The organism is Peptoclostridium litorale DSM 5388, from assembly GCF_900141635.1.
Classification (GTDB): domain Bacteria; phylum Bacillota; class Clostridia; order Peptostreptococcales; family Peptostreptococcaceae; genus Peptoclostridium; species Peptoclostridium litorale.
This window is the reverse complement of the sequence record NZ_FSRH01000009.1, coordinates 122,041-142,591: the sequence shown is the minus strand read 5'-3', so window position 1 is coordinate 142,591 and position 20,551 is coordinate 122,041. Positions and strand designations below refer to the sequence as shown.

At 44.3% G+C, this 20,551-nt stretch carries 22 protein-coding genes and 1 pseudogene; 21 read left to right on the top strand and 2 right to left on the bottom strand.

Features of this window, described 5'->3' with window-relative positions; translation table 11 throughout:
- Both BUQ87_RS09880 and BUQ87_RS09875 read left to right on the top strand, forming a co-directional pair.
- The coding region (locus BUQ87_RS09880; protein WP_143182449.1) for a pyridoxal-phosphate-dependent aminotransferase family protein at positions 1-742 on the top strand (742 nt) is incomplete at its 5' end.
- Between the two features lie 76 nt (positions 743-818).
- Positions 819-2,339 (top strand): glutamate synthase-related protein, encoded by a 1,521-nt coding sequence (locus BUQ87_RS09875; RefSeq protein WP_038262074.1) that lies wholly within the window; start codon positions 819-821, stop codon positions 2,337-2,339.
- A gap of 105 nt (positions 2,340-2,444) precedes the next feature.
- On the opposite strand, the gene BUQ87_RS09870 is transcribed toward BUQ87_RS09875, so the two are convergent.
- Together BUQ87_RS09870 and BUQ87_RS09865 are read right to left on the bottom strand one after the other, a co-directional pair.
- Positions 2,445-3,677 carry an aminopeptidase gene (locus BUQ87_RS09870; RefSeq protein WP_038262071.1) on the bottom strand — a complete coding sequence of 411 codons (1,233 nt, stop codon included), beginning with the start codon at positions 3,675-3,677 and terminating at the stop codon, positions 2,445-2,447.
- 95 nt (positions 3,678-3,772) lie between these two features.
- Positions 3,773-3,994 (bottom strand): annotated as a pseudogene (locus tag BUQ87_RS09865) (thioredoxin family protein); the annotation flags it as partial.
- Between the two features lie 366 nt (positions 3,995-4,360).
- Here BUQ87_RS09865 and BUQ87_RS09860 point away from each other — a divergent pair.
- The 19 genes from BUQ87_RS09860 (at position 4,361) to saoX (ending at position 20,494) form a co-directional block, all read left to right on the top strand.
- Complete coding sequence (locus BUQ87_RS09860; protein ID WP_330391325.1) at positions 4,361-5,152, top strand: transporter substrate-binding domain-containing protein; 792 nt, start codon at positions 4,361-4,363, stop codon at positions 5,150-5,152.
- 65 nt (positions 5,153-5,217) lie between these two features.
- Positions 5,218-5,886, top strand: a complete 669-nt coding sequence (locus BUQ87_RS09855) for an amino acid ABC transporter permease (RefSeq protein WP_038262064.1) — start codon at positions 5,218-5,220, stop codon at positions 5,884-5,886.
- A gap of 10 nt (positions 5,887-5,896) precedes the next feature.
- The gene (locus tag BUQ87_RS09850) at positions 5,897-6,634 is read left to right on the top strand and encodes an amino acid ABC transporter ATP-binding protein (RefSeq protein WP_038262060.1); all 738 of its coding nucleotides are present in this window, start codon (positions 5,897-5,899) and stop codon (positions 6,632-6,634) included.
- Between the two features lie 187 nt (positions 6,635-6,821).
- Positions 6,822-6,953: a hypothetical protein gene (locus tag BUQ87_RS15680; RefSeq protein ID WP_278309051.1), complete on the top strand. Its 132-nt coding sequence runs from the start codon at positions 6,822-6,824 to the stop codon at positions 6,951-6,953.
- 21 nt (positions 6,954-6,974) lie between these two features.
- Positions 6,975-7,649: a MetQ/NlpA family ABC transporter substrate-binding protein gene (locus BUQ87_RS09845; protein WP_159434313.1), complete on the top strand. Its 675-nt coding sequence runs from the start codon at positions 6,975-6,977 to the stop codon at positions 7,647-7,649.
- Between the two features lie 75 nt (positions 7,650-7,724).
- Positions 7,725-7,997, top strand: coding sequence for an ATP-binding cassette domain-containing protein (locus BUQ87_RS09840; protein ID WP_052635917.1), 273 nt, complete (start codon positions 7,725-7,727; stop codon positions 7,995-7,997).
- Positions 7,882-8,607: a DUF169 domain-containing protein gene (locus BUQ87_RS09835; RefSeq protein ID WP_077216451.1), complete on the top strand. Its 726-nt coding sequence runs from the start codon at positions 7,882-7,884 to the stop codon at positions 8,605-8,607. Before BUQ87_RS09840 ends, BUQ87_RS09835 begins: the two co-directional genes overlap by 116 nt.
- Positions 8,608-8,705: 98 nt before the next feature.
- The gene (locus BUQ87_RS09830) at positions 8,706-9,629 is read left to right on the top strand and encodes a hypothetical protein (RefSeq protein WP_038262055.1); all 924 of its coding nucleotides are present in this window, start codon (positions 8,706-8,708) and stop codon (positions 9,627-9,629) included.
- A gap of 222 nt (positions 9,630-9,851) precedes the next feature.
- On the top strand, positions 9,852-11,246 hold the full coding sequence (locus BUQ87_RS09825) for an NAD(P)/FAD-dependent oxidoreductase (protein ID WP_038262367.1): 1,395 nt from the start codon (positions 9,852-9,854) through the stop codon (positions 11,244-11,246).
- 4 nt (positions 11,247-11,250) lie between these two features.
- Complete coding sequence (locus BUQ87_RS09820) at positions 11,251-12,048, top strand: hypothetical protein (RefSeq protein ID WP_038262051.1); 798 nt, start codon at positions 11,251-11,253, stop codon at positions 12,046-12,048.
- A complete protein-coding gene (locus BUQ87_RS09815) occupies positions 12,045-13,310 on the top strand; it encodes a BPG-independent phosphoglycerate mutase family protein (protein ID WP_038262048.1) in 1,266 nt (421 codons plus the stop codon). Before BUQ87_RS09820 ends, BUQ87_RS09815 begins: the two co-directional genes overlap by 4 nt.
- 192 nt (positions 13,311-13,502) lie before the next feature.
- Positions 13,503-14,402, top strand: coding sequence for a phosphate ABC transporter substrate-binding protein (locus BUQ87_RS09810; protein WP_038262045.1), 900 nt, complete (start codon positions 13,503-13,505; stop codon positions 14,400-14,402).
- Positions 14,403-14,536: 134 nt separating this feature from the next.
- The gene (gene pstC, locus BUQ87_RS09805; protein ID WP_038262042.1) at positions 14,537-15,394 is read left to right on the top strand and encodes a phosphate ABC transporter permease subunit PstC; all 858 of its coding nucleotides are present in this window, start codon (positions 14,537-14,539) and stop codon (positions 15,392-15,394) included.
- 15 nt (positions 15,395-15,409) lie between these two features.
- On the top strand, positions 15,410-16,240 hold the full coding sequence (locus tag BUQ87_RS09800) for a PstA family ABC transporter permease (RefSeq protein ID WP_038262039.1): 831 nt from the start codon (positions 15,410-15,412) through the stop codon (positions 16,238-16,240).
- A 2-nt stretch (positions 16,241-16,242) separates the two neighbouring features.
- A complete protein-coding gene (locus BUQ87_RS09795; RefSeq protein WP_330391323.1) occupies positions 16,243-17,001 on the top strand; it encodes a phosphate ABC transporter ATP-binding protein in 759 nt (252 codons plus the stop codon).
- A 238-nt stretch (positions 17,002-17,239) separates the two neighbouring features.
- Positions 17,240-17,425, top strand: coding sequence for a thioredoxin-like (seleno)protein SaoT (saoT, locus tag BUQ87_RS15905; RefSeq protein WP_074210086.1), 186 nt, complete (start codon positions 17,240-17,242; stop codon positions 17,423-17,425).
- Entirely contained in the window at positions 17,419-18,528 is a 1,110-nt protein-coding gene (saoE, locus tag BUQ87_RS09785) for an efflux transporter SaoE (protein WP_038262036.1), read from the top strand. The genes saoT and saoE overlap by 7 nt, the downstream gene beginning before the upstream one ends.
- 21 nt (positions 18,529-18,549) lie before the next feature.
- On the top strand, positions 18,550-19,011 hold the full coding sequence (gene saoC / locus BUQ87_RS09780; RefSeq protein WP_038262032.1) for a Cys-Cys-COOH (seleno)protein SaoC: 462 nt from the start codon (positions 18,550-18,552) through the stop codon (positions 19,009-19,011).
- A 370-nt stretch (positions 19,012-19,381) separates the two neighbouring features.
- Positions 19,382-20,494, top strand: a complete 1,113-nt coding sequence (gene saoX / locus BUQ87_RS09770) for an ABC transporter substrate-binding subunit SaoX (RefSeq protein ID WP_038262026.1) — start codon at positions 19,382-19,384, stop codon at positions 20,492-20,494.
- The last annotated feature ends 57 nt before the right edge of the window (positions 20,495-20,551 follow it).

Sequence of the window (20,551 nt, the reverse complement as noted above, 5' to 3'; positions counted from 1 at the left end):
CCACGTGGATACCGCTACGGGAGTTGCAGCACCTATAAAGGAAATAGGGGATGTAGTCAAAAAGTTTGAAAACACAATATTCATAGTTGACGGGGTATGCGCAACAGCTGCAGAGGAAGAGTACATGGGAGACATGGGAATAGACGTGCTGCTTACGGGTTCTCAAAAGGCGTTTGGAGTGGCTCCAGGACTGTTCCTTGTAATGGCAAGCAAGAAGTCGCTTGAAAGAAGGGCGTCGCTGGGAACAATACCAGAGTTCTACTGCGATTATGAAAAATGGCTGCCAGTAATGGAAAATCCGGCAAAATACTTTGCGACTCCTGCAATAAACCTTATTTGGGCCATGAAGGAATCGGTTGAAATGATAAAAAGGGAAGGCGTGCAAAATAGATACGACAGGCACAAGAAAAATGCAAGAGCCATGCAGGCTGCAGTAGAGAGCCTTGGGCTTAAAGTTTTGGCAGAAAAAGAGCACAGGGCGGTTACGCTTTCGAACATAATATACATGGACGGCGTGGATGATGCACAGTTCAGAAACATACTGATGGAAGAGGGAATAATAGTTGCCGGAGGACTTGCGGCATATGCGGGCAAAATGTTCAGGCTGGGCCACATGGGCAACATAGACACTCATGACATGGTTTCCACTGTTGCAACCATAGAAAGGGCGCTTCACAGGGTTGGAAAGCATGACGATATGGGAAAAGCCGTAGGAGTGCTGATGAGCGAGCTTATGAAATAGATTTCAGTGCAGGGAGGGGAAAATCGGCTTCGCATTCTCCTCTCTTTACAGTATCAATTTATAAGGAGGACATGTCATGACCTATTCGCCTGCGTTATCATCAGCTTTTAACAATACAAAAAATAGAAGTACAAAGCTTTCGCCGCAATCAGGAATGTGTTCCTTTTGTACGGAGGATTGCGCTGGAACTTGTGAAATTGGACTTGCGGCAGTACTAGGAGCCCAGGCAGTATATCCCACAACAACAGGAAGCAACCAGGTTGCTTCAGAAAAAGACTATCCAATTGACTATTCTCATTTTAACATAAACGGCCGTGTCTTCGGTGCGGTAGGTGCAAATCCAACATATGACGAAGCAAATATTTTCAATGTGAATCTGGGACAGGAATTTGGAAAAGTGCATCCCGTAAAGCTCGCAATGCCAGTGATTTTGCCTGCTCTAATAAAAATGAACTGGGAAGATTACTTTGCAGGGGCGGCTATGGCTGGAGTGTGCTGTGTCATTGGAGAAGAGGCCAGGGACAAAGACCCCGAGCTACAGGTAAAAGATGGTAAAGTCGTCCATTTTCCAGCCTTGAAAAAGATGCTTGATGCCTTCCGCAAATATGACAGAGGCTACGGCCAGATCATACTGCAGTGTGATGTTGAAGACGACATGCTGGGGGTTCCCGAGTACGCCATAAAAGAGCATGGCGCTGAAGCTATTGAATTCAAATTCGGGCAGTCTGCAAAGGGAACCCAGCCGGCAAGACGTCTCAAAGACATAGAGGAAGCTTTGAAAAAACATGGTATGGGAATTCTTGTACACCCGGATCCTAGCGATCCGCAAGTAGTTAAAGCATATGGGGAAGGGGTTTGCCCGAACTTTTACAGCTACGGAAGGCTGCCACTGTGGGATGGAGAGTACCTGGTGTCTCGCATTGCGGAATTGAGAGAGATGGGTGCAAAAAATATTTACTTTAAAATGGCAGGCTATGACACTTTTGACTTGGAAGAGGTGCTTCGAATAGGGAGCAAGGCGGGAGTGGACATGATTACATTTGATGGCGCAGGCGGAGGCAGCGGTTACAGCCCATGCAAGATGATGAATGAATGGGCATTGCCGACTGTTGTCATGGAAAATGAAATCTGCAGTATAATACAGAAGATGAAAAAAGAACTGCTTTGGATTCCCGCTATAACTGTGACAGGTGGATTTGCTTCAGAAGACCAGGTATTCAAAGCGCTGTCATATGGAGACGGGGATGTAACGGCCATTGGCATTTGCCGTGCGGCCATGGCTGCTGCGATGAGCGGCAAAAAAATGGGTGAAATGATTAAAGCTGGCAATGTGCCGGACAGTTTAAAACAATATGGAAGCACCATTGAAGAAATTTACGGGGATTTGGCGGATTTGCGTTCCCTGTATGGAAAAGACGCCAATGATTTTTCACCGGGCGCAATTGGAGTTTTTTCGTATTTGAATAAGATTGCATTTGGATTAAAACACTTTGCAGCGCTGAATCGGAAATTTGACGTAAGCTATTTGGACAAAACAGATTTAATCCCTTTAACCCGAGAAGCAAAAGAATTGATCAAGGGAAAATGGTTTGAATAAGCCTCTTAGAAAAATATATTTTATAGATTTGTAATTTGCATTAAATAAAGAGGCAGGCAATTGTTATTTTGCCTGCCTCTTTATTTAATTTGAACTGGATATTTTTTAAAAAGCCCAGTTACCATTCTTGAATATTGCAACTATCTCCCCGGATTCAGTCTCTCCGCTTATGTCCATGTCAGACGAGCCTATCATGAAGTCCTCGTGCACAAGCGATTTGTTGGCTCCAGCATTTTCAAGCTCCTCTTCGCTCATTGAATCTCCGCCCTCTATACATGTCGGATATGCCATTCCAAATGCAAGGTGGCACGATGCGTTTTCGTCAAACAGAGTGTTGAAAAACACAGTGTCCATGTTTGATATAGGAGAGTCGTAAGGCACAAGCGCAACTTCTCCAAGGTAGCAGGAGCCCTCGTCTGTCTCTATAAGCTTTTTGAGGATTTCATATCCCTTTGAAGCGGCAAAGTCCACGATTTTTCCGTCCCTGAATGTAAGCGAGAAGTCGTCTATTAGGTTGCCTCCGTAGTTGAGGGGCTTCGTGCTTTTCACGTGTCCGTTTACGCCTGTTTTAAGAGGCATTGTGAATATCTCCTCGGTAGGCATGTTGGCCACGAAATACACGCCGTCAGGGTTGAACTCCCCCCCGCCTGCCCATACATGGCCCTTTGGAAGTTCCACGCAAAGGTCTGTAACGCTTGATTTGAAGTGGAGCTTTTTGAATTTTTTGCCGTTGAGGAATTCCACTTTTTCGCCGAGGTTTTCAAGATGTTTTTTCCACTCTGCAACGGGGTCTTCCCTGTCTATTCTGACTATCTTGAATATGCTGTCCCAAAGCTTTGCAATTGCATCGTCTTCCGGCATACCGGCGAAAACCTTTCCAGCCCAGCCGGCAGTAGGTATTGATATTACAGACCATGAAACCCTGCTGGCCATTATATAGTCCCTGTATGCCTTAAGGGCCTGTGATCTTGTCTTTGCGGCTGTGGATATCCTTTCTGGGTCCACATCCTTTAAAAGCTCAGGATCCTGTGCGTATATCGAAAGAAAAGCGGCGCCGCCCTTTGCCATCTCCTCAAGTCCGTTTGCCTTCCACATTGGAAACTCCTTGAATGCCTCGTCAGGCGCACTCATATATTTTATAAGGGCCAGCTTTTCGTCATTCCATTCAACGTGAACGTTCTTGGCCCCCATGTCGTATGCGTGCTGAGCTACAAGTCTTACAAACTCCGCAGACTCAATAGGGGAGTTTATAACAAGAGTCTGGCCCTTTTGAATGTTGACTCCTATTTCCACTGCAAGCTTTGCGTAGTTTGAGACCATATCACTGAAATTATACATAAAAAACCTCCTGATCGATAGTATATAATGATAGTTTAACCCAAATAGAGCCCCAGTGCAAAAAAATGTTGGAATGATAAGAGCCAAGGCTATTGTCAGTCCATAAATCCAACAAGCCTGTCAATTTTGTATTTCAGGGATTCTAGCCCTATGAACCTCGACTCCCGTATAATCTCCCGGCCGTTTGAAAAGATTATTACGGTGGGCGATGCGAACACCGTAAGCTGGCCTGATATCTCGTTTGGAGAGCTTGTTTCGACAAGAGCCAGAGGGATAGAATCATATGCCTCTGCAAGTTTTTTGACCTTTGGCAAAAGGTCTGTGCACGGAGCTCAAAGCCTGTTCGAAAAATACACCATGCATAACGGATTGTTATTTATAAACCTATTTAACGAATCAATATCTGAAATCTGCTTCACTATACCACCCCTGAGTATATTCTGTATCAGATATTTTACCACGTATGCGACAACATGAAAATGACGAATAATTTTCCATAGTGGAATGAAAATGTATTCATTTTTTCTATTGGACATTTTAATTCTGCTGAAATAATATATAGGTGGCGCCGGATTAATATGGTGCAAATGCAAAAAAAACCGCAAATTGGATATTTGCGGGCATGTTGAAAGGGGAATGCTGCGATGAAAAAGAAGATTATGGGAATTTTAATGTGTGTGTGTATGATTATTATATCGCTTGTAGGATGCGGGGGTGCAAACAAAGCCGAAGACGCGGCAAAGGCCTCGGCGGCTGGAGAAAAGCCTGCAGCAGAGGAAAAGGTCATAAGAGTTGGAACAGGCGGCACGTACAATCCTTGGTGTTTCAAGGAAAACGACAAGCTTCAGGGGTTTGAGGTTGATGTTTGGAATGAAATAGGAAAAAGAGCGGGATACAAGGTTGAGTTTACTGTGTCTAAGTTCAGCGGACTTGTTGGGCTTTTGGATGCGGGACAGATCGACACTGTTGCCCACCAAATGTCTATAACCGAGGAAAGACAGGAAAAATACAATTTTACCCAGCCATACGCTTACAGCAAATATGACTTCATAGTGAAAAAAGACAGTCCGTATACAACGATAGAAGACATGAAGGGCAAGAAGGTGGGAGCTTGGCTTGGCGGAAACGGAGAAAAGACTCTAAAGGCCCTTAACGAAGAGTACGATCTTGGACTTGACATGAAATTCTACGATGGAACGCCTCTTGAAAAGGAAGTTGAAACAGGAAGACTTGACGCGTGCTGGCAGGGAGCTATAAAATCTCAGACAGTCATAAAGGACGGAAACCTTGATGCAAAGCTTATGGGAGCCCAGACAGAGATCGGTTCGGAAGTAAACGCATATCCATTTGCAAAAACTGAAGAGGGTCAAAAAATGGCTGAAGACATAAGCAAGGTAATAAAGGAGATGCATGAGGACGGAACATTTTCCGAGCTTTCTCAAAAGTGGTTTGACCTGGACACTACTAAGAAATAAGGAGTTTGAAAATAACACAAGTTCAAATGCGCCTGACAATATATTGAGTGATTGGTGGTAAATCGATGGAAGTTTTCAGTTTTAAATTTGCAGTGGGTCTGATCCCTTTGATGCTTAAATATTTGCACGTAACGCTGTCCATGTCAGTGCTTTCTTTGATATTCGGGCTAATGGTCGCAACTGTTATTGCACTTATTGTTCAGGCCAAAGTGAAAATTTTGTATCCAATCACAAGGGTGTATGTTTCATTTTTCAGGGGCACACCCCTTATAGCCCAGCTTTTTTTCCTGTACTTCGGGCTGGTTCAGATTTTTCCAAGCCTCAGGGGGATGGACGCGTTTACTGCGGCTGTAATAGGTCTTAGCCTGAACGCATCGGCGTACATGGCTGAAACCATAAGAGGGGCGATATCTTCCGTAGACAAGGGGCAGCGGGAAGCGGCGCTTTCCTGCGGAATGACATATCTTCAAATGATGAGAAGAATAGTCCTGCCCCAGGCTGCACGGGTTGCAATACCAGCGCTTTCGAATAATTTCATAGACATAATAAAGGGATCTTCCCTGGCATTTGCGCTGGGGGTCACTGAGATAATGGCTACGGCCCAGATGGAAGGGGCGGCCGCGTACAGGTTCTTTGAAGCGTTCACGGATGTGATAATAATATACTGGGCCATAATATCGATAATGAGCTTTGCCCAGAAAAAACTCGAACAAAAATTAAACTCGGCATATTAGGAGCAGCAATATGATAAAGGTAGAAAATTTGAAAAAGAGTTTTGGAGATATCCAGGTATTGAAGGGTGTGGATATTGAAATACAAAAGGGCGAAGTCGTTGCAGTCATAGGTCCTTCGGGAACGGGGAAGTCGACCCTTTTAAGGTGCATGAACTATCTGGAGACTCCGGATGCGGGTGTCATAAGCATAGGAGATCTGACTGTATATGCAAAGAGCGCCGCTAAAAATGACATACACGAGCTTAGAAAGAGAACATCCATGGTTTTCCAAAGCTACAACCTCTTTAAAAACAAGACGGCGCTTCAAAACATAACTGAGTCCCTTACAGCGGTCAAGAAGATTCCTCGGGAAGAGGCCGATAAAATAGGGATGAAAATACTCCAGCAGGTGGGCCTTGAAGACAAGAGGGACAGCTACCCTTCGCAGCTTTCAGGAGGGCAGCAGCAAAGGATCGGCATAGGCAGGGCGATGGCGGTAAATCCAGACATAATACTTTTTGACGAGCCGACATCGGCTCTTGACCCCGAGCTGGTAGGGGAGGTTCTCGATGTGATAAAGGAGCTTGCAAAAAAACATATGACCATGATAATAGTGACCCATGAGATGGGATTTGCAAGAGAGGCTGCGGACAGGGTCATATTCATGGACGGGGGATACATAGTGGAGCAGGGCAGACCTGAAGAAATATTTGAAAAACCTAAAAACGAAAGGACTGCAAAGTTTCTCAGCAAGGTATCAAGAATGTAAGTATTTCAAAGCAACGAAATAATTTCAAAAATGCAAAAATAGACAACATGATTTTAAATTAGAGTCTATAACATGTCATATAGGGAAAATCGATTTAATTTCCTGGAAGTGAGCATATATACTTAGATTTGAGATATAAAGAAAACTACTATATAACTAAAATTAAAAGAGAGGGAGCTTATCTGAAATGAAAAAGTTAATAGCCCTTTTACTAACTGGAGTCATAGTATTGTCCATGGCAGCCTGCGGCACTCCTGATGAAAATCAAAATAGGGAGAGCGCATCGACGCAGGACAAAAAAGAAATTAAACTGGGATGAATGTCAAGCTTGGAGCCATATATGCAGGTGCTTGCAGAAAAACTTAACGATAAGGGTTATGATGCTAAAGTAGTGCTTTTCGATGCGAACAACATGGCGGCAATTGCAGCAAAAGACGGCGATATTGACGGCTTTATGCACAATCACCTTCCGTGGATTAAGACGTTCAACGAGGAAAACAACAGTCATTTAATCATGCCTGAGCCATTGTTAGCATATTACCGTACGGCTATGTACTCTACAAAATACAACAGCGTTGACGAACTGCCTGATAATGCAAAAATAGGATATCCAAATGACCCTACGAATGTGGAAAAAAGCTTGCAGATGTTGGAACGCATAGGTCTAATCAAATTGGGCGAAAAGCAGGATGTATTTTACAATGCGTTGGATATTGTAGAAAATCCAAAGAACATTGAGCTTGTAGAAACGGAAATTTCTACAACTGCAAGAATAATCAACGATGTAGATACGGTTATCTGTCCAGCGACTAGAATACTTCAGGCGGGTTTGGATCCAAATGCTTTTATTGTGGAAGATGAGGCTGCAGTTGACCAGGCGGTAAGCTTAACGATAGATGAGAAGAATTCAGATCAGCAATGGGTGAAGGACGCTATGGAACTTATGCACAGCGATGAAATGAGAGCAACTTTTGATGAGCTTTTTAAAGGAACCATAATTCTTTATGATAAATAGAAACTACAGACAAAGATAAAAAAGTGGCGTATATATTATGCCACTTTTTGTTTTGGGGCTTGGGAGGAAAATTAAATGATAGAAATCAGCTGTCTAAAGAAGAGTTTTGGAGATTTGGATGTATTGGATGATATTAATTTGAATATACAAAGGGGATCTATATATGGCCTGGTCGGCAGGAGTGGAGCGGGAAAGTCAACATTGCTGAGGTGCATGAACGGGCTTGAAAGTTATGATGAAGGCAGCATTCTTATTTACAAAAGAGGATTTTGTGAAAGAGAAAGCCAAAACAATAGCAAATACAATAAATTACTGTGTTCTTGTGAAATCGGCGATGGAAGGGCATGATTTAAAGGTGACTGGAGACCAGCTTGCATGCAAGGCTGGAGCAAAAGCAATTGGACTGATTGAAATGGATGACTATCACATATCGGGACAAAATGGAAAAAAGCTTGGGCTATATCACAACCAGGTTATTTCAAAGAATGTCCGAGAACGCATGGCCTACTGCAACCATAGCGCTTATGGGGTTTTGATTAAGCCTATAGAAAGCTATACTGATGAAGAAGAACCGGATGTGGTTCTGATAGTGACGAGGCCGTACCAAGTTATGAGAATAGTACAAAGCTATTCGCACTATTACGGACTGCAGCCTGCATTCCAAATAACAGGAAATCAGGCAATTTGTTCTGAATCGACTGCATTTCCGTATATGAATGGAAGCCTAAATGTTTCAATGCTGTGTATCGGAACACGCCACAGAGCCAAGTGGGATGATGATGAAATGGCTGTTGCATTTCCATTTCACCAATTGGAAAAAGTTTCTGATGGATTGATGAAAACAATAAATATCATGGACGATAACGGGAAGAAAAAGGTAGTTGAGAAAAAAATGGATCAGTGCAGATTGCAGGAACCGAAGATCAAGTATGATTTCAACTACTACAATTTAATTTAAAGAGCGGGCAGAAACATAAATTTTGTAACAATATTGTAACTATTTTCACTCGCTAAAAGGATATAATGTCTATATAAGAGATACGAGGAGGGATAGACATGAAAAAAATTATTCTTATTATGATGCTGGCGCTTGGGTTGCTTGCTTTTTCAGGATGCTCGAAGGACGAGGAAGCTCAGGAGCCCGCAGGCGAGACGGAAAATGAAGCTGCCCAGCAGGAAAGCGCAGCAGGTGAAGCTGAAATAATGGGCTCTTTCGACAAACTGCTTTCTGGAGAGTACGAGGAGAAGGACATAATAGCTTTTGCAGATGAGAATATAGACATGCTTTCGCCTGAAAACACATCAAATGTGATATTAAAGCTTGAAGAAGCTCAAAGAACAATGCAGGAGAAGAGGATGAGCGAGCTGTTTGAAGGGGACATACAGCAAAAATTTATGACTCAGCTTCAAAAATCTGTAATATACTCGGCAGGGGATGTCAATGACGAAGAACTCAAGGAGATAGTTCAGGAAATGACAGACAACGGGTATTTTCTTATGATGATGGAAGGCGACTTCTATCCTGTGATAAACTATGAAGCCTACAAGAAGTACTCAAAGAATGCGACTGACGACATAAAGGCATACGTGGACATAGTTGCAGATGAATACTCTGAATTTGCAAGCATGGACGCCCACCTTGCAGTGTCGAGGGACGAGCTGCTTGAAAGGATATTCAGGTCAGAGGACTTCCTCGAAAAATATTCCGATTCGCAGAAGTTTGACGAGATCAAGGAACTGTACAGCCAGTACGCGGGATTCTATCTTTACGGAATGTCATTTGAGCCGCCTGAAGACAAGCTTTCAAAGGATGCGATGGAGAGCTATGAAAAGGCTGTAAAGACTCAAAAGGACAGCAATTTCATAAAACACTTCAAGGGCTACTATGAAACTGTAAAGAGCGAGGGATACAAGAGAACTGAAAAGGTCGAAAAGGAGAGACAAGATACGCTCGGCGGCATAATGGAAAAATACAATTAAAAATAAACAGCATAAGAGCATTTGACGCATATGGCGATTGAAGCATACTAACTTTATAGAGCAAATCTAGCCAAGTGTCTGCCTGCCCGGGAATTCCCGGGCTTTTTTGATTTTTTGAAAAAAACATCCTATTATGGGTATAAAAAAAACTATCTGCTTAAGTTTTACATTATATCCGAAGAGGTCAAAAATACATACATGGAGAATTCAAGCCGGGGAGGGATGGAATTGAAAAATATAAACATAATAGGAGCAGGGGCCAGCGGGCTCTTTGCCGCATACGAGATTAAAAAGACTGCAGGGGACAAATTTAACATAAGGGTGTTTGAACAGGGTGAAAGCATATACGACAGAAGGTGCCCCATAGTTGAAAAGATGACTAAAAAGTGCATAAACTGCAGGCCGTGTGCCATAATGAGCGGGTTTGGAGGCGCGGGAGCGTTTTCCGACGGCAAGTACAACATAACCACACAGTACGGGGGCTGGATTACAGACTATATGGACGAAAAGAGCGCCACTGAGCTTATGGAATATGTGGATGAGGTGATAATAAAGCTTTCCGAGGAAGAGATCGAGGGGATATACGAGCCCAAAAGCATTTACAAGAAGGAGGCTCTTAAATACGATCTGCATCTTCTCCAGGGCAGGGTTAGGCACCTTGGGACAGAGAAGAATCTGAGCATACTAAAGAGCATGTATGAGTATCTTAAAGAAGAGGGGGTTGAATTCCTATTCAAGACAAAAATAGAAAGGGTGAGCGTCCACCAGTCGGATTACAAGCACAAATTCAGCGTACAGAGCATGGACGAGACATTTGAAAGCGACATTCTCATAATAGCGGTGGGAAGAAGCGGTGCGGAGTGGTTTTCCAAACAGTGCAAGGATGGGCTCGGGCTTAGGCTCATAAACAACCAGGTGGACGTAGGCGTCAGGGTGGAGGTTCCCTCGGAAATACTTGAGGACATAACGGGCGAGATATACGAGGCCAAAATAAAATACAGGACAAAGGCCTACAGCGACGTTGTAAGGACTTTCTGCATGAATCCGAACGGCTATGTGGTGACAGAAAACACAGACGGCATAATAACTGTAAACGGGCACAGCTTTTCAAATAAGAGCCTTGGAAGCCGCAACACCAACTTCGCCCTTCTTGTAAGCAACAAGTTCACAGAGCCATTTGACGACCCTTATGCTTATGGAAAGAGGATAGCTTCTTTTTCAAACCTTCTCGGGGGCGGCGTGCTGGTTCAAAGGTTTGGAGACCTTGTAAAGGGAAGGAGGACAAATGCCCACAGGCTTTCACAGAGCTTTACAAAGCCCACTCTTGACGCGACTCCGGGCGACCTTAGCCTGGTGCTTCCTAAAAGGCAGCTTGACGACATAATAGAGATGATATACCAGCTTGACAAGATGTTTCCAGGGCTGGCGAACGAAAACACCCTTCTTTACGGGGTGGAGGTCAAATTCTACAGCTCAAGGCTTGAGCTAACTGACGAGCTTGAAACCTCAATAGAGGGAATGTATGCGATAGGCGACGGAAGCGGAACCACAAGGTCGCTTTCACAGGCAAGCGCAAGCGGAGTCCACGTTGCAAGGATAATAGGGAAGAAGGGGTGATGATATGATACATTTCAACACTGGAAAAGAGGAGCTGGACAGGATAATAAACTCGATACCAAAGGACACTGCAATAGGCGAATTTTCAGGGAGGGACAGCGTTGCGGCAATAATAAGGGCGTTTGAAGAGCGGCCTGATATAAATGACGTGCTTCCAGTGGCTACATTTGCAGGAACTGAATATGGAAACGTGGACGATCTTTTCCACAACCACGAAAAGCTTGTAGAGAGAATGAGGGACATGTTTGGAGAACAAAAGAGGATACACCCCCTGGTTGTCCACAGCAATGTAGAGCTTTGGAGCGCTATAAATGGAAGGTTTGTAAGCAAGCTTGTTGAAAAATTCGGCTTTTACAATCCCTGCATAGGCTGTCATGCATATCTTCACATAGTGAGAATACCCATGGCAAAGAGGCTGGGCTCTAAGATAATAGCGGGAGAGAGGGAGCTCCACGACAGGAGGATAAAAGTCAACCAGCTTCCGCAGTGCCTCAACACATACAGGAATATACTCGAGTATTTCGACATAGAGCTGGTGGAGCCGCTTAGAAGAGTGCTTTCGAGTGAAGAAATCGAAAAGATAATAGGCTGGGAGTGGAAGGAGTCGGCAAAGCACCCTTCGTGCGTATACAGTTCAAACTACAGGGATGTTGACGGGAAGGCCATGTTCGACCCCCACCAGCTTGTGAAATTCCTGGATGAATTCGTATACCCTGCGTCTGTTGAGCTCACAAGGCTTCTTCTGAGAGACGAGAACGCTGGGAAGGAAGAAATGATAAAAATTATAGAGGCGATGCTATGAAGACCATTGTGATTCTACTTGACGGACTTGGGGACAGGACTCACGCGGAGCTTTCAGGAATGACGCCTCTTGAGGCGGCCAAGACCCCGAATCTGGACAGGCTCTCCAAAATTGGGCAGACTGGGATAATGGTTCCGTTCAGGCAGGGGGTTCCACTTGGAACGGAAATGGCCCATTTCCTCCTATTTGGATACGGGGCGGAGGAATACCCAGGAAGGACAATAATAGACGCAATCGGCGAGGATTTGGACATTGAAAGCGGAAGCATATACTTTAGGACATCGTGGGCCTGGACTGAGGAATATGAAGGCGGATACCTGCTTAAGGACAGGTTCACCCAGGATCTTTCCAGGCACGAAGCTCTTGAGCTTTCAAAAAGCCTGCCCAAGAGCTTTGACGGCTGCAGATTCGAGTGGATTTTCTCCTATGACAGCCACGGCTTTCTAAAGGTCACGGGGGATGGCCTTTCAAGCATGGTTTCGGACTCAGACCCCTTTTACAGGGAGCAGTTCGTAATGAGGATAGAGCCTTTTGAAACGGAGGAACAAAGCGCCATGAGGACTGCAGACGTCATGAACAGGTATCTTTTAAAGTGCAGCAGTATACTCTATGATCACGACATAAACAAGAGAAGAATAGAAAAGGGGCTTCAACCTGCGAACTTCCTTATGACCAAGTGGGCGGGCGAGAATGTCCACATTGAAGGGTTTGAAGATAGAAATGGAATGAAAGGGGCAATAATAGGAAGCAGCAAGCTCATGAAGGGCCTTGCGGGACTTTTAGATATGGACTATGTTAAAAGTGCTATACTGAAGGAGTCCATAGACATTGCCCTCCAAGGGGACTGGGACTATGTGCACGTCCACACGAAGGCCCCAGACGAGGCGGCCCACACCAAAAATCCTCATAACAAGGTCAGGGCAATAGAAGAGATTGACAGCCAGGTTGGAGAGCTATGCGGTTTGGATGAGGATGTGCTCCTTGTGGTTACTGCAGACCATTCGACCCCTAGCAATGGAATTCTCATACATTCGGGCGAGCCCGTGCCAATAATGTTCATAGGAAAGGGCCTCAGGACCGACTCTGTGGAAAGCTTCAGTGAAAGGGCCTGCGCATGCGGAAGCATAAGGATGAACGGGTCTGACTTAATCCCAATGATACTTAACTCCACGGACAGGGCAAAGCTTTACCACCTGAGGGCAGGGCGAAAAAAAAGGCTCTATACTCCAAGTCATGTCAACAGGCTTACAAGGTATGAGTGATGAGGCATGAGAGGAATGAACCTGCTGGACATCCACAAAAAAATGCTCATGCATTTGAACTGCCATCGGCTGCTATAGAAAAAGTCTATAGCAGCGTGGGCTCTGATAAAAACAACTGATGACAAAGCCTGCATCTACTCTGATATACTAAAACTGTAATGTTAAAACTATTTTAAAATGAGGGGGTATAAAATGAAAAAGATTTTAAGCAGCGTATTGGCGCTTGTAATGGTTATTACTCTTGGACTTACAGGCTGCGGACAAACAGAACAAGAGGAGGCCGCGCCTCAGTTCAAATCGCAGATACTTTTCAAGGGATCTTCAACACTTGCACCTGTAGTTTCGCAAATGGCAACTGAGTTCATAGAGGAATATGAAACATGGGACAAGGTTAATCCTGAGTTTCCTGAGGCAAGCCTTGATATATTCGTATCTGCCGGAGGGTCAAGTGCAGGGGTCAAGTCTGTGATAGACAAGACAAGCGACTTTGGAATGGTTTCAAGAGAGGTAAAGGACGAGGAAAAGGAAAAGGTAGCAAACTACAGCGAATATAAGCTTGGGCTTGACGTGCTTACAGTGTCTGTAAATCCACAGAACCCTATAGCGGGAATGAAAGATGATCTTACAACTGAAGAGATAAGGAAGATATTCTCCGGAGAGTACAAATACTGGGATGACGTTGCAGCGGGGCTTCCTCACAACGAAATAGTAGTAGTTACAAGGGACCTTGGAGGTGGAGCCCACTCTGTATTCCAAAGCAATGTAATGGGAGACACTCAGGTCAAGGCCGAAGCTATACAGGAGCCTTCAATGGGAGCTCTTGTCGCAAAGATAATGGAGAACAAGGATGCCATAGGATATGCGTCTTACGGAGTGGTAAACCAAAACGAAGGCAAGGTAATGCCTTTGAAGGTTGACGGGATAGCGCCGACAAAAGAAAACATAGTGAGCGGTGCATACAAGATTTCAAGACCGCTTCTAATAGTGAAGGACGGAGAACTTCTTCCTCAGGAAAAGGCGTTTATGGACTTTGTAATGTCTGAAGAGGGCATGAATATGGTTGAAAAAATGGGCTTTGTACCTGCAAAATAATATGAATCTGATATAATAAAATCCAGAAGGTTTCTTCTGGATTTTATTATTGAATTTTAAATGCGTTCAAATGGATTTTAGTGCAAAGATTCAGTGACGGTGAAACCAAAGAGCGCTTGGGAAAGGAATAGATTATGAATGGAGAAAGGCTTTTTTCGGGCATTGTAAGACTGCTGACTCTTTTGGCAGTTTCAATACTTGGATTTATAATAGTATTCATAGCTCTTGAGAGCATGCCTGCCATAAAATATGCAGGTTTGAAAGGTATGTTTGGATTTGAAAGGTGGAATCCGGTGGGAAGCCCTCCGGTAATATCAATACTGCCCATGATAGTGGCGACCGTTTATGTGTCGCTTTTGGCCGTGGCGATAGCGCTTCCGGTGGGGGTGGGGTCTGCGGTGTTTTTGTCATGCATTGCGCCAGACTGGCTTAGAAAAATGCTAAGGCCGTTTATAGACATAATGGCGGGGATACCCTCCGTTGTATACGGATTCATAGGACTTATAGTGGTGGTGGGAAGTATAGAGGATTACACTGAGCTTTCATCTGGGGAAAGTGTGCTTGCGGGAGGAATAATACTGGCGATAATGACACTGCCGTACATAGTGTCGACATGCGACGAGAGCATGGTTGCAGTTATAAGGCAGTATGAAAAGGCATCAAAGGTGCTTGGAGTTTCAAGAGGACATATGATAAGCCATCTTGTACTTCCCGGCTCTAAAAGAGCCATACTTGCGGGAACGGTGCTTTCATTTGCGAGGGCGAGCGGAGAGACCATGGCGGTAATGATGGTAATAGGCAACAGTCCCATATTTCCAAGGCTTATGGGAAAGTCGCAGACAATACCGTCTCTGATAGCGCTCGAAATGGGTGGGGCCCAGATTGACAGCATACACTACCATGCCCTATTTGCAGCGGGACTGGTATTAATGATAATAAGATTTGTAATAAACATGGCATTTTACTACATAAAAAAGGGAATGCAGATATAAGGGGAAGATTATCAAATGAAGAAAAACTCAAGCCTTCCGATAGTGATATGGAGCATTGTAAGCACCGGAATAATGTTTTTTTGCATATCGTTCATAATAGTATACATATTCATAAAAGGAGCCCATGTTGTCGATATGACATTCATCATAGACAGGCCAAGGGGATTTCCCCTTGGAAGCGACGGAGGGATATTTCCGGCTATAATGGGAAGCCTGATGTTTACGGGTATAGCCTGTATTGTGGCGTCGCTTCTTGCGATATCGACGGCGATATATATTGTGTTTTACTGCAAGAACAGCCTTATTGAAAACATTGTAAGAAGTATAATAGAGTCGACTGCGGGAATACCTTCAATAGTGCTTGGACTCTTTGGGTACACTTTTCTCGTGCTACACATGGGGCTTGGGATATCGCTTCTGTCGGGAGGAATAGTCCTTGGTATAATGATATTTCCGTTCATAGAGGTGAGGGTTGAAAAGAGCCTTGAGGAGATAGACAGGCAGATAATATACTCATCGTATGCGCTTGGGGTTTCGAGGTCATATACAATAATAAAGCTTGTCATGAGGGAGTCCGTATACGACATAGCATCTGCCATAGCCCTGTCTAGCGGATTCGCCATGGGAGCCACTGCGCCCATAATGCTTACAGGCGGAGTTGTATACTCGGGGGTTCCAAAGAGCATATTCTCCCCATCAATGGCGCTTCCGTACCACCTGTACATACTGATAGGGGAGAGCATATCGCTTGAATACGCGTATGGAACGGCGCTTGTGCTTGTAGGAATACTGATTGTAATAAACTTCATGGCGTTGCTTGCAGGATTTTTCAAAAGGGGTGAATAGTATTGAACGGGCAAGATAAAATAATGAGCATAAGAGGGCTGTCTTCATACTATGGGGACAGGGAGATAGTAAAGGGTGTAGACATTGAAATAATGAAAAACAGTATAACAGCCATAATAGGCCCTTCAGGATGCGGCAAGTCAACCTTCATAAAAAGCCTCAACATGATGGTTGAAGAGGAAAAAGACGGGAGGGTACAGGGAAGCATAATTTTTGACGGAAGCGACATAGTATGTTTGCCAAGGCAAAGGCTCAGGGAGAAGATAGGCATGGTTTTTCAAACGCCCACTCCTTTTCCTCTGACGATATACCAGAACATGACATACGGGCCGACGTACCACGGTATAAGGGACAAAAAAAGGCTTAAAGCCATAGCGCAGGAAAAGCTCATGGCCGCTGGGCTTTACGACGAGGTCAAGGACTGCATGGACATGCCGGCCAAAAAACTTTCTGGAGGCCAGCAGCAGAGGCTTTGCATAGCAAGGGCGCTCACTGTAGAGCCATCAATGCTTCTTCTCGACGAGCCGTGCTCCGCGCTTGACGTTAGAAACACCGCAAACATAGAGGCGATGCTTCGCAGGCTATCGAATGAGTACACAATAATAATAGTGACTCACAACCTAATGCAGGCAAAGAGGATCGCTGACTATACAATGTTCATGTTTGACGGGGAGATAGTGGAGTATTCAGACACCAAAAGCCTTTTCGAATCTCCCGAAAACGAAAAGACAAGGCAGTATATAGAAGGTGTGTTTGGATAGACATCATATACAAAATCAATCGATGATTGTACTGTTATAAAAATAATTTATGTGAAGCTGCAATCTATTGTCAATATGCATGTGTAAGTGTTACCATTCATGGGGAAGGAAAATACACCTGAACATGTTGAAAAAACTTATCATATTGACGATTGGAGGGTTATACGTGGAAAAAGTGCTGGTTGAATTCATAAATACATGCGCATGATGCGACCATTTCGGAGGCTTCGTTGAAGACCTGGAAATCAAGTACCCTGGAAAAGTTGAAGTTGTAATATACAGGGCCGGCAAGGATTTTGGATACATCAAAAAATACGGAATGGTTACAAGGAGCATGATAGTAATAAATGAAAGGACGAAGGTTCAAAACCTTTCTGAGGCTAGTATAACCAAAGCCGTGGAAGAGGCGGTGAACGAATGCTGATTTTTATTAAAAAGACCATAATGTCTGGGCTGAGCATACTAAATGGGGCTTCCCCCTGGATAGTCATGAGCTACATACTTGCAGGAGTGCTTCACGAGGTACTCTCACCAGACAGGTTCCAGAAGATGCTTGGAAACAAAAAGGTGTCTTCAATATTAAAGAGCACCGTATCGGGAATGCTGCTTCCCATATGCAGCTGCGGCACAATTCCGCTTGGGATAAGCCTTTACTATTCGGGGGCTTATCTGGGGCCTGTGCTTGCGTTCATGACGGCGACTCCCATAATAAACCCCATAGCCGTAATACTGAGCTTTGGGCTTTTGGGAAGCAAGGTTGCTACAATATACCTCATAGCCGGATTTGTGGTACCGCTTGTAATAGGTATAATAGGGAATGTATTCGGAGGGCCTGAGATAAAGGCTCCTGGAGTGGAAGAACACATACAGGCGAGGATGATAGAACTTGAGGAAGGCGAGAAAAGAAGCCTTTCCCAAAAGATTAAGGAAGGCTTGAAGTGGTCTTACGGAGACCTTTCTGTCACAGTCAGCAAATACGTAATACCCGGAATGCTGCTTGCGGGATTCATGCTCACGGCAATCCCTCAAAGCTATATACAGGGATATCTCGGGGACCCGGACCTGATCTCCCTTGGTAGCATAGCAGTGCTTGCCGCAATAATGTATGTCTGCGCCGTAGGGCATATACCGTTCATAGCGGCACTCATAGCAAGCGGGGCGGCACCTGGAGTGGCCGTAACATTCCTGATGGCGGGAGCGGCTACAAATCTCCCCGAACTTATAAGCATGTACAAGATAATGGGAAAAAGGACTGTGATAATATATAGTTCTGTTGTCGTTATGACGTCTCTTGGATTCGGATACATGACAAACAAGCTCCTAATGCCCGGGTTTGAGCCGGTAATCAATTTTGACAGGACAACAAGCACTATAAACGCCGCGAACAAGCTTATACTTGCATCGCCTGAGCCTGTGAAATACATATGCTCATTCATAATATTCCTATTCTTCTTAAAAGCCATGAAGCCCAATGTGGACAAATTCAAACGTATGATATCGGAAAAAAACAGGAAAAAGGCGGCTTAAATAATTTTGCGAGGTATTGATATGACTAAGAGAAAGTCTATACTCTATATGATTTTGATTTTTATGTGCGTGACGCTTATGGGCTGCTCGCAGGAAGAGCGCAAAAATGTGGACATGGGTGTTGAGCGGGACAACGAGCTTTTTGTCCACTTTCAAAAAAAATACCCTGAAAACGCGGTCATAAAATGCGGGTATGAAGACGTCACAAACGACGGGGCAAAAGACCTTGTGGTCATATACAACATAGAAAAAGGCAAAAATGGAATGAAGGTAGTAGTCGGAGGAGACGAGTATTCCATATCGAATGAAGTTCCGGCTCCGGCTGAGGACCAGATAATAAAGTTCAAGAACATAGACGACAAGGACGAGATTGAATTCATAGTCTCGGGCTCGAAACACGGGAACGTGGGCTATGCCATATTCAGATTCCAGCAGATGGAAATTATAAACCTTTTCGGCCAAGACATGGAGGACTGCTGTTAGCGCAGTCCATAATCCGCAAAACAAAATATACACATGACAAGTATAAGGCCCCTGCGTAACGGATTTTTTCAAACCGGAATGCGGGGGCTTGTTGGTTGCAAAGAGGAATGCGTGCCGCGAAACAGGTCAGGGCTGATAACTAGGGCATGTACAAGAGATGCATATATGATATGCAAAAGCGTAAATATAGATGCAATTAATGGAGAATCATTATCCATTGAAATGTTTAATACCAATGTGAAAAAACTTGTCATTAAGCTCAGTGCGGTGATATATTCATTAGGGAATTGTTGTATATTTTGGAATATGCGCCATGCAGTGCATTTTCAGTGCGACAAATTTTGGAATCATCAAAACAGGAGGAGAGAACATGAAACTACCTAAAAAACTGGCACTTATAATGTCTATGTGTATCGTATCGGCTTCACTGCTTTCAGGATGCGGAAACACTGATGATGCTCCATCGGAAGAGCAGGCGACAAAGGCAGTTGATGACTATGTGATAAAGATGGGTTACTACAACTGCGATCACATGACTGCGGCTCCGATAGCTAAGGATGCCGGAATATTTGAAGAGCTCGGACTTAACGTCGAGGTTACTGGAAACGGAAAGGTTCCTCAGGCGATGGCCGCAGGACAGATGGATGCGGGATACATAGGCGTAAACGGACTTATGAGTTCGGCTGCAAAGGGAGCGCCGATAGTCATAGGAGCAAACAACCACAAGGGAGGGGCTTACTACCTTGTAGTTTCGAACGACATAAACAGTCCGCAAGACCTTATTGGCAAAAAGCTTGGAATAGGAAACGAGCCTGAGAAAAACTCTGAGGCTTGGATACAGTTTGCGAAGGAAATGGACATACCTGTTGAAGGCTCTAACTATGAGTGTGTAGGATTCGGTTCTGACTCTGACAAATACCTTGCGCTCAAGAGCGGACAAATAGACGGGTATACAGCATGTGATCCGTGGGGTTCAATGGCTGAATACGAGGGAACTGGAAAGATACTTGCGGTTAACTCTCTTCTTGAAGGAGAGTGGGGAGTTTGCTGTACATTCTCACTGAACAAGAACTTTACAAGAGAGCATCCGGAGCTTTCTAAAAAGCTTGTGCTTGCCCACACCAAGGCTATGGAGTTCATATACACAAACCCTGCTGAGTCGGCAAGAATATTTGCCGCAAACTACAATGTGCCTGAAGAGGTTGCGCTTATGACTCTTTACAAGAAGACTGTAAAAGAGGGCAGAACTCTTACTTGGGTTGTAAACCCAGACGAAATAAATCGTGAGATAGACTGGAAAAAAGAGCATGGATTTATTGACGAGTCAGTTACATACGACACGGTTGTTGACACTTCTTTCCTTGAGGCTTCAGGAGCAGATGATTTTGACACATTCATAAAGGAAAAGGTTGACCCTGTATTCCCGGTTGGAATGAGCTATGAAGACTGGAAGGCAAAAGTTCAAGAACTGGACAAGAAATAATATGGTTTTGGAAAAACAATAGCATATTTATAGGGCAAAAAGGCCGGGTTCAGATTT